Source organism: Microbispora sp. H10836 (assembly GCF_012999525.1).
GTDB lineage: Bacteria > Actinomycetota > Actinomycetes > Streptosporangiales > Streptosporangiaceae > Microbispora.
Genome location: NZ_JABBWU010000017.1, coordinates 164,769 through 180,825, shown reverse-complemented (window position 1 = coordinate 180,825; position 16,057 = coordinate 164,769). Strand labels below are relative to the sequence as shown.

14 protein-coding genes are annotated in these 16,057 nt (G+C 70.8%); 2 read left to right on the top strand and 12 right to left on the bottom strand.

Translation table 11 applies throughout. From position 1 onward, the window contains the following. Window positions 1-43: 43 nt before the first annotated feature. The 8 genes from HHX30_RS28565 to HHX30_RS28530 form a co-directional block, all read right to left on the bottom strand. Window positions 44-1,174 (bottom strand): ABC transporter permease, encoded by a 1,131-nt coding sequence (locus tag HHX30_RS28565; RefSeq protein WP_169985395.1) that lies wholly within the window; start codon window positions 1,172-1,174, stop codon window positions 44-46. Continuing rightward, window positions 1,171-2,706 carry an ABC transporter ATP-binding protein gene (locus HHX30_RS28560; RefSeq protein WP_169985471.1) on the bottom strand — a complete coding sequence of 512 codons (1,536 nt, stop codon included), beginning with the start codon at window positions 2,704-2,706 and terminating at the stop codon, window positions 1,171-1,173. The genes HHX30_RS28565 and HHX30_RS28560 overlap by 4 nt, the downstream gene beginning before the upstream one ends. Before the next feature lie 101 nt (window positions 2,707-2,807). Further along, window positions 2,808-3,878, bottom strand: a complete 1,071-nt coding sequence (locus tag HHX30_RS28555) for a BMP family protein (RefSeq protein ID WP_249350534.1) — start codon at window positions 3,876-3,878, stop codon at window positions 2,808-2,810. 168 nt (window positions 3,879-4,046) lie between these two features. Further along, window positions 4,047-5,075, bottom strand: coding sequence for a BMP family protein (locus tag HHX30_RS28550; protein ID WP_169985393.1), 1,029 nt, complete (start codon window positions 5,073-5,075; stop codon window positions 4,047-4,049). Window positions 5,076-5,174: 99 nt separating this feature from the next. Further along, on the bottom strand, window positions 5,175-6,557 hold the full coding sequence (locus tag HHX30_RS28545; protein ID WP_311922896.1) for a protein kinase domain-containing protein: 1,383 nt from the start codon (window positions 6,555-6,557) through the stop codon (window positions 5,175-5,177). 37 nt (window positions 6,558-6,594) lie between these two features. Next, window positions 6,595-7,836 (bottom strand): amidohydrolase, encoded by a 1,242-nt coding sequence (locus HHX30_RS28540; protein ID WP_169985392.1) that lies wholly within the window; start codon window positions 7,834-7,836, stop codon window positions 6,595-6,597. A 237-nt stretch (window positions 7,837-8,073) separates the two neighbouring features. Next, window positions 8,074-9,246 carry a glutamate--cysteine ligase gene (locus tag HHX30_RS28535; RefSeq protein ID WP_169985390.1) on the bottom strand — a complete coding sequence of 391 codons (1,173 nt, stop codon included), beginning with the start codon at window positions 9,244-9,246 and terminating at the stop codon, window positions 8,074-8,076. A 66-nt stretch (window positions 9,247-9,312) separates the two neighbouring features. Beyond that, the gene (locus HHX30_RS28530; protein WP_169985388.1) at window positions 9,313-9,513 is read right to left on the bottom strand and encodes an SCO4848 family membrane protein; all 201 of its coding nucleotides are present in this window, start codon (window positions 9,511-9,513) and stop codon (window positions 9,313-9,315) included. A 94-nt stretch (window positions 9,514-9,607) separates the two neighbouring features. Between HHX30_RS28530 and HHX30_RS28525 the strand changes: the two genes are divergently transcribed. Then, on the top strand, window positions 9,608-10,879 hold the full coding sequence (locus HHX30_RS28525) for a D-alanyl-D-alanine carboxypeptidase (protein WP_169985386.1): 1,272 nt from the start codon (window positions 9,608-9,610) through the stop codon (window positions 10,877-10,879). On the opposite strand, the gene HHX30_RS28520 is transcribed toward HHX30_RS28525, so the two are convergent. Further along, window positions 10,876-11,739 (bottom strand): SDR family oxidoreductase, encoded by an 864-nt coding sequence (locus HHX30_RS28520; protein WP_169985384.1) that lies wholly within the window; start codon window positions 11,737-11,739, stop codon window positions 10,876-10,878. The two genes, HHX30_RS28525 and HHX30_RS28520, sit on opposite strands and share 4 nt — an antisense overlap. Window positions 11,740-11,862: 123 nt before the next feature. On the opposite strand from HHX30_RS28520, the gene HHX30_RS28515 reads away from it, so the two are divergent. Then, the gene (locus tag HHX30_RS28515) at window positions 11,863-12,468 is read left to right on the top strand and encodes a TetR/AcrR family transcriptional regulator (RefSeq protein ID WP_169985382.1); all 606 of its coding nucleotides are present in this window, start codon (window positions 11,863-11,865) and stop codon (window positions 12,466-12,468) included. 85 nt (window positions 12,469-12,553) lie between these two features. Here HHX30_RS28515 and HHX30_RS28510 read toward each other — a convergent pair whose 3' ends face one another. The 3 genes from HHX30_RS28510 to HHX30_RS28500 form a co-directional block, all read right to left on the bottom strand. After that, window positions 12,554-13,516 carry a YihY/virulence factor BrkB family protein gene (locus HHX30_RS28510; protein WP_249350533.1) on the bottom strand — a complete coding sequence of 321 codons (963 nt, stop codon included), beginning with the start codon at window positions 13,514-13,516 and terminating at the stop codon, window positions 12,554-12,556. Between the two features lie 101 nt (window positions 13,517-13,617). Beyond that, a complete protein-coding gene (gene trpS / locus HHX30_RS28505) occupies window positions 13,618-14,631 on the bottom strand; it encodes a tryptophan--tRNA ligase (RefSeq protein ID WP_169985380.1) in 1,014 nt (337 codons plus the stop codon). Between the two features lie 53 nt (window positions 14,632-14,684). Further along, a complete protein-coding gene (locus HHX30_RS28500; protein ID WP_249350532.1) occupies window positions 14,685-15,998 on the bottom strand; it encodes a hemolysin family protein in 1,314 nt (437 codons plus the stop codon). Window positions 15,999-16,057: the final 59 nt, after the last annotated feature.

The following is a 16,057-nucleotide window of genomic DNA, read 5'->3' as shown; positions in this document are numbered from 1 at the left end:
ACGTCCGGCCCGCCGCGTTCACCGTCTCGCTCGCTTCGCTCGCTCATGCCGCCGCCTCTGTCTTCGGCGCCTCCTGCGGCGCGGCGAGCTGGCGGCCGACCCGGCGCTGTTCCGCCACCATCCGGTACCGGTGGACCAGCTCGTACGCGATGATCACGGAGAGCACGACGACGCCCTGCATGATCTGAACGATCTCCTTGGGGATGTCGAGCAGCTGAAGCTGGTTGGAGGAGTTGTACAGGAAGCTCCACAGCAGTGCGCCGATCGCCATGCCGACCGGGTTGTTGCGCCCGAGCAGGGCGATCGCGATTCCGGTGAAGCCGAGGTCGGTCGGGAAGTTGTTGCTGTACTTGTAGGAGGCGCCGAGCAGCTCCGGCATGCCGATCAGACCGGCGACCGCTCCCGAAATGACCATCGTGACGACGATCATCTTCTTCACGCTGACGCCGCTGGCCACCGCCGCGGACTCGGACTTGCCGGTCGCCCGCAGCTCGAAGCCGAACCGGGTGCGGTTGAGCACGACCCAGTACGCGACGCCGAGCAGGACCGCGACCACGATGAACCCGTTGACCAGCACCGGCGTGCCCGCGATGAGCGGGATGCCCGGCATGTGCGCGTCGTCGGGAATCGGCCGGGTGCCGAGGTCGTTGCCGGTCAGCACGCCGAAGTGCTCGCTGACCAGCCAAGAACCAAGGCCGGTGGCGATCGCGTTCAGCATGATGGTCGAGATGACCTCGCTCACGCCCCGGTAGACCCGCAGCAGCCCGGCGATCGCGGCCCACAGGGCGCCGACGACCACCGCGGAGACCACCACGAGGACGATGTTGAGCACGCCGGGGACCACGGCGGCGCCGCCGACCGCGGCGGCGACCACGGCCGCGAGGCGGTACTGGCCGTCCACGCCGATGTTGAAGAGGTTCATCCGGAAGCCGACGGCCACCGCGAGCGCGGAGATGTAGTACATGACCCCGGTGTTGAGAGTCATGGCCATCGACCGCGGCTGGGTGCCGTAGTCCGCGAGTGTGGTGAAGGCCTCGACCGGATCCTTGCCCGCGATGAGCAGGACCACCGAGGTGATCAGCACCGCGAAGACGACCGCGATGACCGGCGCGGCGACGGCGAGCCAGCCGCCCAGCCGCACCCGGCCGAGCAGCCGGTCGACGAACCCGTTCATACGCCCTCCCCGGCGCCGGTCATCGCCGAGCCCAGTTGCTCGGGGGTCACGTTCGCGGGATCGACGTCGGCGACGATCCTGCCGCGCAGGATCACCTTGAGCGTGTCGGACAGGCCGATCAGCTCGTCGAGGTCCGCGGAGATCAGCAGCACGGCCAGACCCGCGGCGCGCGCGGTGCGCAGGTGGTCCCAGATCGCCGCCTGCGCGCCGATGTCCACGCCCCGGGTGGGGTGGCTGGCGATCAGCAGCACGGGGTCGCCGCTCATCTCCCGCCCGACGATCAGCTTCTGCTGGTTGCCGCCGGACAGCGTGGCCGCGTCCACGTCGATGCCGGGGGTGCGCACGTCGTACTCCTCGACGATGCGCCGGGTGTCGGCCCGCGCGCCGGCGCGGTCGATCCACGGGCCCTTGATGTTGGGCTTGCGGGTCTGGTGGCCGAGGATGCGGTTCTCCCAGAGCGGCGACTCCAGCAGCAGGCCGTGCCGGTGGCGGTCCTCGGGGATGTAGCCGATGCCGCCCGCGCGCCGCTTCAGGGTCGGCCACCGGGAGATGTCGGCGCCGCCGAGGGTGAGCGTGGCGACCTCACACGGGCGCATGCCCATGATCGCCTCGACCAGTTCCGCCTGGCCGTTGCCCTCGACGCCCGCGATGCCGAGCACCTCACCCTTGCGGATGTCGAAGCTCACGTTCTCGACCACCGGCCGCCCGTCGCCGGTGCGCACGGTCAGTTCGCGTACGGACAGGGCGACGACGTCGGTGACGGTCGACTCGCGGGTCTCGGGGCTGGGCAGCTCGCTGCCGACCATGAGCTCGGCGAGTTTGCGGGAGGTCACCTCTTGGGGGTCCACGGTCGCCACGGTGGTCCCGCGCCGGATGACGGTGATCTCGTCGGCGACCCGCAGGACCTCGTCCAGCTTGTGGGAGATGAACAGGATCGTCAGCCCCTCGCGGACCAGTCCGCGCAGGTTGTCGAACAGTTCCTCGACCTCGTGGGGCACGAGCACGGCGGTCGGCTCGTCCAGGATCAGGATGCGGGCGCCCCGGTAGAGCACCTTCAGGATCTCCACCCGCTGGCGGTCGCCGACCCCCAGGTCCTCGACCGGCACGTCGGGCCGCACGCCCAGCCCGTACGCGTCGGAGATCTCCTTGATCTTCTTCCGCGCGGCGCCGAAGTCGAGAGCGACGCCGCCGCGGCGCGGCTCGCTGCCCAGGACCACGTTCTCCAGCACGGTCAGGTTGTCGGCCAGCATGAAGTGCTGGTGGACCATGCCGATGCCCGCGTCGATCGCGTCGGCGGGGGTGTGGAAGCCCACGGGCTTCCCCTCGACGCGGATATCACCCTCGTCGGGGCGCTGCATCCCGTACAGGATCTTCATCAGCGTGGACTTCCCCGCGCCGTTCTCGCCGACGATGGCATGGATGTGCCCTTTGGCGACGCGGAGGTGGATGTCGCTGTTGGCGACGACTCCCGGGAACCTCTTGGTGATCCCGGTGAGCTCTACTGCGGGTTCCGTAACGGTCGCGGCGGTAATGTCGGCCTCCTCCTCGCGGAGTGCCCGGTGACGGTCAAGTGGTAGTGAGCGTAGAGCAAAGGGCCCGGGGCGGGTGCCCCCGGGCCCCTCGATTACGCAGGTCAGGACGTCGGGACCGAGATCTCGCCGTTGATGATCTTCTGCTTGTACTCGTCGATCTTCGACTTGATGTCGTCGATCTTGCCGCCGGTCGTGGAGTAGTCCACGCCGCCCGCCTTGAGGTCGTAGACGGACGGGCCCGACTTGACCGCACCGGTGCTGTAGTTCTTCAGGAAGTCGAAGACCGCCACGTCGACCTTCTTGATCATCGAGGTGATGATCACGTCCTTGAAGCCGGCGTACGCCGGGAGCGCCGCCTGGTCGGAGTCGACGCCGATGGCCGTCGCCTTCGCGGCCTGGGCCGCCTCGAAGACGCCCGCGCCGGAACCGCCGGCCGCCTGGTAGACCACGTCCGCGCCGGCGTCGTACATGCCCTGCGCGGCCGTCTTGCCCTTGGCCGGGTCACCGAAGCCGCTGAAGTCCGGGGGCTGGGTGAGGTACTTGCTCTGGATCTTGATGTCCGGCTTGACGGCCTTCGCACCGGCCTCGAAGCCCGCCTCGAACTTGTGGATCAGCGGCACGTCGACGCCGCCCACGAAGCCGACGTTGCCCTTCTCGGACTTCAGCGCCGCCGCGACGCCGACGAGGAACGACCCCTGCTCCTCGGCGAACATCAGGTTCGTGATGTTGTCGCCCTTCGCGGCGTCGTCGTCCACGATGGCGAACTTGACCTCGGGGAACTCCTTGGCGACCTTCGCCACGGAACCGGAGTAGGCGAAGCCCACCGCGATGACCGGGTTGAAGCCCCCGGAGGCGAGCAGGCGCAGCCGCTCCTCCTTCTGGGCGTCGGTCTCGCCCGCGGTCGCCTCCAGTTCCTTCTTCTCGACCTTGAGCTCCGACACGGCCTTGTCCAGGCCGGCCGCGGCCGCGTCGTTGAAGGAACCGTCGCCGCGGCCGCCGATGTCGTACGCCAGGCCGACCTTGGCCTGTGCGGCGGCGGGCGGCGCGGAGGACGCGCCGGCCGAGGCCTCGGTCGTGGCGCCTTCGCCACCACCTCCACACGCGGCGGCGGCCATGAGCAAGGCGCCGCCCGCGGTGGCGGCGGCCAGTCTGCTGATTCGATTGTGGAGCAAGGTCGTGACTCCCCTTCCGTTCCGCGCCCGTCTGACTCTCGTCGCACGCACGCAGGAACGCACGGCAACCCTGCACGGAAGATAGTTGTTTGACCTGCATAGACCAAACCCGCACACCAGTCCGCAACATGTCCGTTATTGAGCCCACGCCGCACCGTGACCGGGGCGTCAGCCTGGGGAAACCTTGACCCTGCCGTGGATGATCTCCTGCTTGAGCTGTTCCAGGCGCGGCTGGATGTCCGTGATGTGGCCGCCCGTGAGGGTGTAGTCGACACCGCCGAGCTTGAGGTCGTACACCACCGGACCGCTGGTGACGGTCCGATCGGCCACGTCGGCGAGGAAGTCGTAGACGGCGACGTCGATCCGTTTGATCATGGAGGTCAGGATCACGTCGCGCACCGCGGGGTCGGCGCTCTTGGCCTGGTCGTAGTCGACGCCGATCGCCCACGCCCCCGCGTCCTTCGCCGCGCGGAACACCCCGGCCCCCGAGGCCCCGGCCACCTGGTAGACCACGTCGGCGCCCGCGCAGTACATGCGCCGGGCGGCCCTGCGCGCCTTCGCCGGGCTCTCGAATCCCCGGAGGTCGTGGGGGCCGTTGAGATAGGCGATCCTGATCCGCGCCCGCCGGTTCACGTGCTTCACACCCTGGACGTAGCCGGCCTCGAACTTCCTGACCAGGGGGGAGCGGTTGCCCCCGACGAAGCCGACGTCGCCGGTGCGTGATTTCATGGCCGCCGCCGCGCCCATCAGGAACGAGCCCTGCTCCTCGGCGAACAGCAGATTCGTGATGTTGGGACCCGACACGGACGGCTCGTCCAGGATGGCGAAGCGCGTCCGGGGGAACCGCGGAGCGATCCGCCTCAGCGCCGGAGCGTACGAGTAGCCGACGGCGATGATCGGGTCGTACCCGGCCTCGGCGAGCGCCCGCACCCGCTCCACCTTCCGGCCGGCGGGCTCGCCCCGCGCGGCCGCCACCTCCTTCACCCGCATGCCGCTCAGGTTGCGCGCGGCCTCGTCGATCCCGGCGGCCGCGGCGTCGTTGTACGACTTGTCGCCCCGTCCGCCGATGTCGTACGCGAGCCCGACCCGCAGTGGGCCGGTGCGCGGCGGCGCGGCGTCCGCCCCGCCGTGACAGCCCGCGGCGGCGGCAACGGCGGCGGCGACGGCGCCCGCCGTCACCGCCCGGAACGCCCGCAATCGGACCTCCTAACCAGGAGGGTGGTCCCACTGTCCGCGATACCCCTCGACGAGGGCGGGGAACGCGCCGCATCTCATGACAGGTTCATCCCAATTGAGTTATTTTGTGCGGGTAAGGGATCCCGAATAGCGGGCGGCCTGTTCCCCTTCGCGCGTCACCTCGAAGCCGGCGGCGCTCTCGCCCCGCCACGTGATCGTGACGTTTCCCGGATGACAGGCGTCGCCTTTCACCCGGTCGAGGGTCAGCACGAGCACCGCGTCCGACCCGCCCGCGGGGGTGAGACGGCCGGAGCAGTGCAGGTCGGCGCCCCACCGCATCCGCGCCGGCTCGGCGAGACGGATCTCGACCGGGAAGACCCGGCCGGCCGAGGGATGGGTGGCGACGCCTGTCCAGGTCCCGTCGAGGCGTCCGGGCCCGCGGTCCGTCAGCGCCCACACGACGCCCAGCGCGGCGAGGACGGCGACCGCGGAGATCGAGGCGGCCAGTGCGACCACGCGCGCTCGCCCGGGACGTCGTTTGCCGGTCCGGTCGTGCGCCACCCGGTCGGGCTCCGTCCGCTCAGGCTCCGTCCGCTCAGGCTCCGTCCGCTCAGGCTCCGTCCGCTCGGGTCCGGCCGGAACCGGCTCGGTGGCAGTGGACACGGGAGGATTCGGCGCGGCCGGACCCGGTCGCCCCGGGACTCGGCCGAGCAGGGCGCTCAGCACCTGTCCCGCGTCCGGCCGGTCGGCCGGTTCCGCGGCCAGGCACGCCACGACGAGGTCTTTCAGCAGGCCGGTGAGCGGCCCGAGGTCCGGCGTCCCGTACAGGATGCGGGCCATCACGGCCGCGTGCGTGTCACCGGTGTAGGCCTGCCTGCCGCTCGCCGCGTAGACGAGCGTGAGCGCCCAGCAGAACAGGTCCGCCGCCGGTCCCGCGGGCCGCCCTTGGAGCTGCTCGGGGGCGATGTAGGCCGGGGTGCCGACCGGGTCTCCCGTCGTCGCGGTGGCGTCGGCGAGGCGGGAGATGCCGAAGTCGACGACCCGCAGCCCGTCGGAGCCGAGGAGCACGTTGCCCGGCTTGAAGTCGCGGTGGACGACCCCCGCCCGGTGGATCGCGGCCAGCGCGGTGGCCGTCCCCACGGCGACCCGGTCGAGGTCGCCGCCCGTCCGCGGGCCCGCCGCCCGCACGTGCTCGCGCAGGGAGGGGCCGTCGACGTACTCGCTCACGATGTACGGCCGGTCGCCGTCCAGGTCGGCGTCGAGGACCTGCGCGGTGCAGAAGGGCGCCACCCGGCGCACCGCCTCGATCTCCCGGGCGAACCCGCGCCGGGCGGATGCGTCGTCGAGCCGCGCGTGCAGGAGCTTCACGGCCACCGGCCCGCCCGACGCGCCGGCCGCGCCGAGGAAGACCACTCCCTGGCCGCCTACGCCAAGGCGGCCGGTGAGACGGTAGTCCCCGAGATGCCGGGGATCTTCCGGGCGCAGGGGGGATGCGTCGGGCACGGGCGGTGTGCTACTCGGCCGGTTCGGCGGGCGCGGGTCAGCGGGCGCCGCCCCACAGCGCGGTCAGCGCCGTGGCGGCGAGTACCTTCACGCCGATCCCGATCGCCCGCTCGTCGACGTCGAACTGCGGCCGGTGGATGTCGACCTCGTCGACGGCCCCCACCGGGCGGGTGCCCAGCCGGGCGAGCGCGCCGGGCACCGACTCGAGGTACCAGGAGAAGTCCTCGCCGCCGAGGCTCTGCGGCGTGGGCACGGCCGCCCCGTCGCCGACGATCTGGGTCACCGCGTCGTGCAGCATCTGGATGCTGGTGGCCTCGTTCACCGTGGGCGGAGTGCCGCGCCGGTAGTCGATCTCGGCCTCCACGCCGTACGCGCCGGCGACCGAGTCGAGCAGGGCCTTGACCAGGTCGGGAGCCTGGTGCCAGGCCTCCTCGTCGAGCGACCTGACCGTGCCCTGGGCGACCCCGACGTCCGGGATCGCGTTGGCCACCGAGCCCGCGGAGATCTGACCCCACACGAGGCTGAGGCTGGAGCGGGGGTCCACGCGGCGTGACAGCGCGGCCGGCAGCTCGGTTACGATCTTGCTGAGCGCGTAGACGAGGTCCACGGTCAGGTGCGGCCGGGCGGTGTGCCCGCCCGGACCGGCGACGCGGATGCGCAGGCTGTCGCAGGACCCGGTGATCGGGCCGGTCCGCAGGCCGACGTGACCGACGTCGAGACGCGGGTCGCAGTGCACCGCGAAGATGCGGTCGACCTCGTTCAGGCCGCCGTCGCGCATGACCTCCAGCGCGCCGCCCGCGACCTCCTCGGCCGGCTGGAAGATCAGCCGCACCCGGCCGGGGAGGGCTCCCGCGTCGGCCTGCGACGCCAGGAACAGCCCCGCGCCGAGGACGATCGCCGTGTGCACGTCGTGACCGCAGGCGTGGCACGCGTTCGAGTTCGTGGACCGGTAGGGGACGTCCTTCTCGTCCTCCATGGGCAGCGCGTCGATGTCCGCGCGCAGGGCGACCGTGGGGCCCTCGTCCCTGCCGAGGTCCACCCACAGGCCGGTGCCGCGCGACAGCGGGTGCGGGGTGAGCCCGGCGTCCGTCAGCCGCTCAGCGATCTTCTCTGTCGTGCGATGCTCGCTGAAGGCGATCTCCGGGTGCGCGTGTACGTCGCGCCGGAACTCGATCAGCTCATCGTTGTGCCCGCGAAGGAATTCCGCCAGTTGCCCGGCCAGGTCGTTGCTTCCCGGCACGGCCGCGTCCGGCGTTGCGAGCTTCGATGAGGTGGCCACGGAACTTCCCTTCTCCGGCGAGCCGTCCCGCCACGGGTCGCCGGATCACCATATGATCATTAAAAGTCACAAAAAAGCCCAAAAGGGTCGAGCGGGCGCCTCGCCTCCACCGACCCTTCAATCACAATCCTTTCACGCCGCGACCCTCCGATACGGCGAATTGCCCAGTATTTACGCCGGCCTCCGCACGTTGCCAGAACTGGGGCACTGTTGCCGGACATGTCAGGCCCTACCCAGTCAGCTGCCCGATTGTCCGATCTCGCGGTTGGGGTTCGAGGTCACGAACCTGTCCTCCGCGAGCTCGATGAGCGTGGCGTCGACCACGTCCTGGAGGGTCCCTCCGTCGGCGAGGATCGCCCGCTGGCGCTCGGATGAGCTGCCCTGCTCCAGCACCTCGGTCACGACCGCCAGTTCGTCGACGCAGCCGAGCCGTTCGGCGACCGGTTCGAGTTCGCGCTGAAGTTCATACAATACGTCGCGCACCGGCGCCGTGGAGCCGTGGTCGTCGGTGATGACGTCCGCGTCGAGGCCGTACCGCGTGGCGCGCCACTTGTTGTCGCGCACCACCCACGCCGCCGGATGCGGCAGCTTGTACCCCCGGTCGAGCTGCTGGTCGAACTGCTGCACGAGGCACTGGGACAGCGCGGTCACCATGCCGACCTCGCGCGGCGTCGGGATCCCGTCGAACATCCTGATCTCGATGGTGCCGAAGTCGGGATGCGGCCGGATGTCCCACCACACCTCCTTGATGCTGCGGATCGTGCCCGCCCGCAGCAGCGTGTCCATGTACTCCTCGAACTCGGCCCAGTCCGCGAGCAGGTGCGGCGGCCCGGCCGTGGGCAGCGAGCCGAAGACGATGGCCCGGCTCGACGCCAGCCCGGTGTCCTGCCCGCCCCAGTAGGGGCTGGAGGAGGTGAGCGCGAGGAAGTGCGGCAGGTACGCCGCGAGGGCGTTGACGATCGGAATGACCTTGTCCCGCTCCTTGACCCCCACGTGGACGTGCACGCCGAACGTCTGGATCCGCCAGGCGAGCCACTGCATCTCCTCGACCAGCTCCACGTAGCGCTGGTTGGGCGCGTAGACCGCGTCGCGCCAGTCGCTGATCGCGTGGGTCCCCGTGCAGGCGAGCCCCGTGCCGCGCGGCTCGACGGCCTCGGCCAGCCGCCCGAGGCTCTTCTTCAGGTCCTGCACCGCCTCCGCCACGGTGTGGCAGACGTCCGTGACGATCTCGATCTGCGACTGCATGAGCTCGTGCATGGCCTTGGGCCGCTGCCCCTCACTGAGGTCGGGCACCGCGGCGAGCACCTCTTTGGCGTCCTGGCGCAGATGACGCGTGTGCCTGTCGACGAGCTGAAGCTCCCACTCCACGCCGAGCGTCGCGCCACGCGAGGGATTGAAGTCGATCGCCAAAGCTTGCCTCCATCACGTTCGGTCCCTGTGGACACTCAGGTCACATCGGACAAGGTCGTTTCCAGATCAGGCCCTACCCCTCATCCATCCCCGCACGCCGACGGCACCGAGCGCCAGTGCCAGGAGGATGTTCACCGCGACGAGCACGCCGTGGACGACGTAGAAGGACGTCTCATGCCCGTCGGCGAGGTTGAAGGCGAGGTTGATCCATTCGAAGATCATGAAGGCGGCGAGTGCCACGAGAAAGACAGATACACGTCTCGTCATGGCTCACAGTATCGGCGACCCCCCGCGTGGCCCTGTGGCATATGGGGCATATGTCGCTTCATGCGAAGGCAGTCGAGGCTAGGCTGAGCCACCTATGCGGACGAATCATCGTGTCCTCGCCGCCACCGTGACGACGGCGGGGGTGCTGACGACGGCGCTGCTCGGCGCCCCTCCCGCCGCGGGCGCGCCGGCCGTACCGGACCTGGCGCCGCGGGAGATCGGCACGGCCGTGGCGGAGAACGGCACGGGAAACGGCACCGTCGGCGGGGACCTGCTCGCCGGCCACGGGATCATCGCCCCCGCGGGAGTCAAGGCGCCGCCCAAGACCGAGGCCTCGTCGTACGTCGTCGCCGACGCCGAGACCGGCCAGGTGCTCGCGGCCAAGGACCCGCACGGGCACTACCTGCCGGCGAGCACGCTCAAGACGCTGACGGCCGTCACGCTGATCCCCAGGCTCGACAAGAACCGCAAGGTCAAGCCGAGCGAGGCGGCCTGCAACGTGGAGGGCAGCGCCGTCGGCATCGTCCCCGAGCCGATCTACAAGGTCGACGACCTCATGCGGGCGCTGCTCATGGTCTCCGGCAACGACGCGGCGGTCGCGCTGGCCGAGGCCAACGGCGGCCTGAAGAAGACGCTCGCCGACATGAACAAGGAGGCCCGCAGGCTCCAGGCGTACGACACGGTGGCCAAGACGCCGAACGGCCTGGACCAGCCGGGCCAGCGCAGTTCGGCCTACGACCTCGCGCTGATCGCGCGGGCCGGGCTGGCGATGCCGGACTTCCGCGAGTACGTCAGCACGAAGGTCGCCAAGTTCCCCGCGCCCAAGGACTACCTCAAGAAGGACAGGAAGAAGCGCCGCGACGACGCCGAGGCCAGCGAGTCTCCCCGGCCCGCCTACTACGAGATGGCCAACCACAACAGGCTCCTGGGCCGCTACAAGGGCATGCTCGGAGTCAAGAACGGCTGGACGTCCAAGGCCCTGGGCAGCTTCGTGGGCGCGGCCAGGCGCGACGGCCACACCGTCATCGTCGCGATCATGCATCACCCCGGCGGCTTCTGGGAGGAGGTCTCCAAGCTGCTCGACTGGGGCTTCGCCGCGAGAGGCAAGGTGACGCCCGTGGGCCAGCTGGTCGCGCCCGTGCCCGACGCCAAGCCCTCGTCCTCCCCCCTGGCCGTACGGCCCGGCTCTCCGACGCCGGGCGCGGACACGGCGGGGGCGGCCAGGGCACGTGGCGAGGACCCCGCCGCGAAGAGCTCGGGCGTGACCACACCCCTGCTGATCGGCGGCGGCGCCCTCGTCGTCCTCGCCGCCGGTGCGTACGGCCTGCGCCGGCGCCGTAGGACGCCCGGCGACGCGCCCGATTAGAGATCGGGAGGGGCGGGGATGGCGTGCTCGGCCGCGCGGCTGACCTCCTCCCAGCGGGCCCATGTCTCCATGCGCTGCCGGGAGACGTCGAAGGCCAGGTCGTAGGCCGTGCCGCCCAGCAGCAGCCGCAGCGGGGGGTCGTCGCTGCCGACGAGCTTCAGCACGGCCTCGGCGGCCAGCCGTGGATCGCTGTCCACCGACCCCTCGGCCCACTGTTTCTCCAGCTCGGCCCGCAGAGGGGCGTAGTCCGGCAGCGGCGTGGCCGTGGTCATGCCGGTGTACAGGCCGGTCCAGTAGCCGCCGGGCTCGACGATGGTGAGCTTGACCCCGAACCTCGCGGCCTCCATCGCCAGCGCCTCGCTCATGCCCTCCAGGGCGAACTTGCTCGCGCTGTACAGCCCCGTGGTGGGGAAGCCGCCGAGCGCTCCGATACTGGAGATCTGCACGATGTGCCCGGACCTCTGGGCGCGCAGACAGGGCAGGACGGCCTGACTGACCCACAGCGCGCCGAAGAAGTTCGTCTCCATCTGCGCTCGGGCCTCGGCCTCGGTGAACTCCTCGACCATCCCCATGGAAAGGACGCCGGCGTTGTTCACCACGACGTCGAGCCGGCCGAAGCGCTCGGTCGCCCGGGCGACCGCCGCGAAGACCGCGGCGCGGTCGGTGACGTCCAGAGGGAGCACGAGCAGCCTGTCCTCGTGGCCGGCGGCCAGGTCCGCCAGCGGCGCCACGGTCCTGGTCGCGGCGACCACCCGGTCCCCGGTCTCCAAGGCGGCCCGGGCGAAGGCGCGGCCGAGACCCCGTCCCGCTCCGGTGATGAACCAGACCCGTCCCTGGCCTGTGGGCGTCGGCGTACGCATGGCGGCTCCAATCGATTTTGCGATAGCTAGACGATACGTCTCGTCTTGTTCGCTGATCCTCGTGCCGCCGCCGGCATTTGTCAAGACGAATCGTCTCGTCTCGCTTCTGGTAGGTTCGTGGCCATGACGGCACAGCACGCCACGGCCCCCGGCACCAGACGCCGCAGCGAGGCCTCGCGGCGGGCCATCCTCACCGCGGCGTTCGAACTCGTCGGCGAGGTCGGTTACGCGAAGCTGAGCATCGAGGGGATCGCCGCCCGGGCCGGGGTCGGCAAGCAGACCATCTACCGATGGTGGCCCTCCAAGGGAGCGGTGCTCTTCGACGCGTTCCTCATGCTCTCCGAGGGGGAGGACGACTCGGCGGCCCTGCCCGACACCGGCGACCTGGAGGCCGACCTGAAGACGGTCCTGCGCGCCACCGTGGCCGAGCTGAACGACCCGCGCTACGACGAGCCGATGCGCGCGCTCAACACGGAGATCCTGCACGACCCCGCGCTCGCCGCGACCTACGCGGAACGGCTCGACCGGCCGATGAAGGAGCTGAAGAAGCAGCGGCTGCGCAGCGCGCAGCGGGCCGGGCAGCTGTCCGGCGACCTGGACCTGGACGTCGCCATCGAGATGCTGTGGGGACCGCTGCTCAACCGGTGGCTCCAGCGCAGCGGCCCGCTCACCCCCGAGTACGCCGACAGCGTCGTGGAGACCGCGCTCAACGGGTTGCGCCCGCGGTGAGGACGCACTGAGGCGCGGTGAGGACGCGGCGAGGCCGAGCTGATCGACCCGGCCGGCCTCGGCGAGGACACGCTGAGGACCGGGGTCAGGCGGGGCCGCTCGTGGGCGTGGTCGCCGGTGACGGGAGCGGGGTGGGCTCGGGCGGCGGGCCGAGCGTGGCCGTCGCCGTCCACGCGGCGGCGTAGAGGATGACCCGGGCCGACAGGTTGATCCACAGCAGCAGCCCCACGACGACCGCGAACGTGCCGTACACCGGGTTGCGCAGGGTGACGGCCAGGATCAGCGCCGCGAGCTGCTTGAGCACCCCGAAGCCGGCCGCGCCCAGCAGCGCGCCCTTGAGCACGACGAGGAACGGCTGCGACGGCTTGGCCACCCAGCCGAGGATGACCAGGAAGAGCAGCAGATCGGCGACGAGGCTCCCGGCGATCCCGGCGACCCAGACCCCGGCGCCCGCCAGCGGCGAGGAGCCCAGGCCGAGCCACCCGGCGACCGTGCTCGTGGCCCCGGTGGCGAACCCGCTCACGATCACCGAGATCAGCATGGCGAGGCCCATGAGCACGAGCGCGACGAGGTCGCGGAGCTTGCCCAGGAAGTAGTTGAGCGGCGGCTCGCAGGTCATCCAGATGGTGCGCAGGGCCCCGCGCAGGGCGTCCATGGCGCCCAGCCCGGCGTACAGCAGGCCGAGCAGGCCGATGACCCCGGCCCGGATCCGGGCCCCGGCGAGCTGGTCAATGTGGAGCTGGTCCGCGAGCCCGGGAAGCTGGCTGTTGATGGCCTCGGTGAGCGTGGCGAGCGCGTCCGGGCGGATCGTCACGACGTATCCGAACAGGGCGAACGCCAGCGCGATCACCGGGAAGAACGACAAGAACGCGAAGTAGGTGATCGCGCCCGCCAGCCGGTCCCCCGCCTGCACCTGGTAACGCTGCACCGTCCGGATGAGGTGGTCGAGCCAGGAAAAGCGGATCCGGTCATGCTCGATCCGCATCCGGCCCCACGCGCGGACCGCGTCGACGCGCCGCGTGACCTGGTCGACCAACGCCATCCCCATCGGCTTTGTCTACCCGTAGAGGGCGTTCCGATGCCTGCGGCGGACGCGGCCCGGGGCGGTGACCATGCCGTGACCGTGCCGTGGCCGGGCTCGGGCGCGGTCTACTCGAAGTGCGGTGTGGGGAGAAGGCCGAGGCGCTCGCGGACCTGCTCCATCGTCTCGCGGGCCACCGCGCGGGCACGGGCGGCGCCGGCGACCAGCAGCCGGTCGAGCTCGGCCTCGTCGGCCAGCAGCTTCTCCGTACGCTCCCGGATCGGGGAGAACGTCTCGACGACGGCCTCGGCGACCTCCTTCTTGAAGGCGCCGTATCCCTGCCCGGCGAACCGCGTCTCCAGCTCGGGGATCGGCGTGCCGGTCAGCGCGGACAGGATCCGCAGCAGGTTGGTGACGCCCGGCTTGTTCTCCTCGTCGGCGACGACCTCGCTGCCGGTGTCGGTCACCGCGCGCATGACCTTCTTGCGCAGGGCGCCCGGCTCCTCGAGCACGTCGAGGATGCCCTGCGGGCTCGACGACGACTTGGACATCTTCGCGGTCGGGTCCTGGAGGTCGGTGATCTTCTCGACCTCCTTGAGGATGTACGGGCTCGGCACCTTGAACGTCTGGCCGTAGCGGCTGTTGAAGCGCTGCGCGAGGTCGCGGCTGAGCTCCAGGTGCTGCTTCTGGTCCACCCCGACCGGCACCTGGTCGGCCTGGTAGATCAGGATGTCGGCCGCCTGGAGGATGGGATAGGTGAACAGGCCGACGCTGGCCGAGCTCTCGCCGTACCGCGCGGACTTGTCCTTGAACTGCGTCATCCGTCCGGCCTCGCCCATGCCGGTCTGGCAGATCAGATACCAGGCGAGCTCGCTGTGCTCGCGCACGTGGCTCTGCGCGAAGACCGCGGCGCGCTCCGGGTCGAGCCCCGCGCCGAACAGCTGGGCGGCGGCGATCCTGGTGCGCCGGCGCAGCTCCTCGGGCTTGGGCGCGACGGTCAGCGCGTGCAGGTCGGCGATGAAGAAGAAGGCCTCATGGGTGTCCTGCAGCGCGACGTACTGGCGGATGGCGCCGAGATAGTTGCCCAGGTGGAACGAGTCTGCGGTGGGCTGGATACCGGACAGGACGCGAGCAAGAGCCATACGGCAATTCTGTCAGCAGTCGCGGGCTGCCCGCGACAGACGCGGCCCGGGGCTCAGCCGGCCGCCGCCGCCGCGTCCTCGGGGGGATTGCGGGTGACGCGGACGCGGGAGACGCGGCGGCCGTCCATCTCGGTGACGGTCAGCCTGACGCCCGGCGCCTCGGCGACCTCGCCGCGCTGGGGCAGGTGGCCGAGGGCGGCCATGACGTAACCGCCCAGGGTCTCGTACGGCCCGCTGGGCAGCCGCACGCCCGTCTGCGCGTGGAACTCGTCGAGGTTGACCAGCCCCTCGACCTCCACGTCCCCGGCGATCATCCGTACGGCGTCGCCGCTCTCGTCGTACTCGTCGCGGATGTCGCCCACGAGCTCCTCGACCAGGTCCTCCAGCGTCACGATGCCGTCGGTGCCGCCGTACTCGTCCACCACGATGGCGAGGTGGTGGCCCTCGTCGCGCATCTCCGCGAGCGTGGCGAGGACCCGTTTGCTCGCCGGCACGAGCTTGACCGGGCGGATCGGCACGACCTCGCTGATCGGCTCCAGGCGCCCGGTGCGGACCGGGTCGAGCAGGTCCCGTACGTGGACGAACCCGATGACGTCGTCGTAGGTGTCGCGGTAGACGGGGAACCGGGAGTGCGGCATGGCGGCGGCGAGCACGGCCGCCTCGGCGAGCGGGGTGTCCGCCGCCATGAACTCGACCTCCGTGCGGGGCAGCATGACCTCCCTGAGCTGCCGCTTGCCCGCCGCGAACACCTCGGCGATCACGTCGCGCTCGTCCTGGGTGAGCTCCGAGTGGCCCACCACCATGTCGCGCAGCTCCTCGGTGGTCATGGCCGCCCTGTCGGCGGACGGGTTGCCGCCGAGCAGCCGCACGATGCCGTTGGTCGACTTGGACAGCAGCCAGATCACCGGCCTCGACAGCGTCGCGATCCGGTCGAGCAGCGGGGCGGTCATGAGCGACAGGCTCTCCGCCCGCTGCCGGCCGAGCCGCTTGGGCGCCAGCTCGCCGAGCACCAGCGTCACGTACGAGATGGACATCGTGACGGCCACGAACGCGACGGGCGCGGCCACGCTCTTGCGCAGGCCCCACGCCTCCAGGACCGGGGCGAACCGCGGGCCGAGCGCGTCGGCGCCGAGCGCGGCCGACAGCACGGTCGCCACGGTCACCCCGACCTGGATGGCGGACAGGAAGCGGTTGGGGTCGCGGGCGAGCTTCTGCACCCGCGCGCCTCGGCGTCCCTCGCGGCTCAGGCGGCGGATCTGGCTCTCCCGCAGTGAGACCATCGCCATCTCGGCCGCGGCGAAGAATCCGCCGATCAGGATGAATATCAGGACAAGGGCGATGGTCACCGCGACGTTGCTCAACGTCATCAGTCCGTTCGGATGTCAGGCGTGCCAGACCGGTCGTCGCAACCCCCGCGACTTGCTGG

Excerpts from the sequence above, each read along its gene's own strand:
- HHX30_RS28565 (WP_169985395.1), bottom strand. The coding sequence starts at position 1,174 with ATGAACGGGTTCGTCGACCGGCTGCTCGGCCGGGTGCGGCTGGGCGGC.
- HHX30_RS28530 (WP_169985388.1), bottom strand. The coding sequence starts at position 9,513 with ATGACGAGACGTGTATCTGTCTTTCTCGTGGCACTCGCCGCCTTCATG.
- HHX30_RS28525 (WP_169985386.1), top strand. The coding sequence starts at position 9,608 with ATGCGGACGAATCATCGTGTCCTCGCCGCCACCGTGACGACGGCGGGG.
- HHX30_RS28520 (WP_169985384.1), bottom strand. The coding sequence starts at position 11,739 with ATGCGTACGCCGACGCCCACAGGCCAGGGACGGGTCTGGTTCATCACC.
- HHX30_RS28515 (WP_169985382.1), top strand. The coding sequence starts at position 11,863 with ATGACGGCACAGCACGCCACGGCCCCCGGCACCAGACGCCGCAGCGAG.
- HHX30_RS28510 (WP_249350533.1), bottom strand. The coding sequence starts at position 13,516 with ATGGGGATGGCGTTGGTCGACCAGGTCACGCGGCGCGTCGACGCGGTC.
- trpS (WP_169985380.1), bottom strand. The coding sequence starts at position 14,631 with ATGGCTCTTGCTCGCGTCCTGTCCGGTATCCAGCCCACCGCAGACTCG.
- HHX30_RS28500 (WP_249350532.1), bottom strand. The coding sequence starts at position 15,998 with ATGACGTTGAGCAACGTCGCGGTGACCATCGCCCTTGTCCTGATATTC.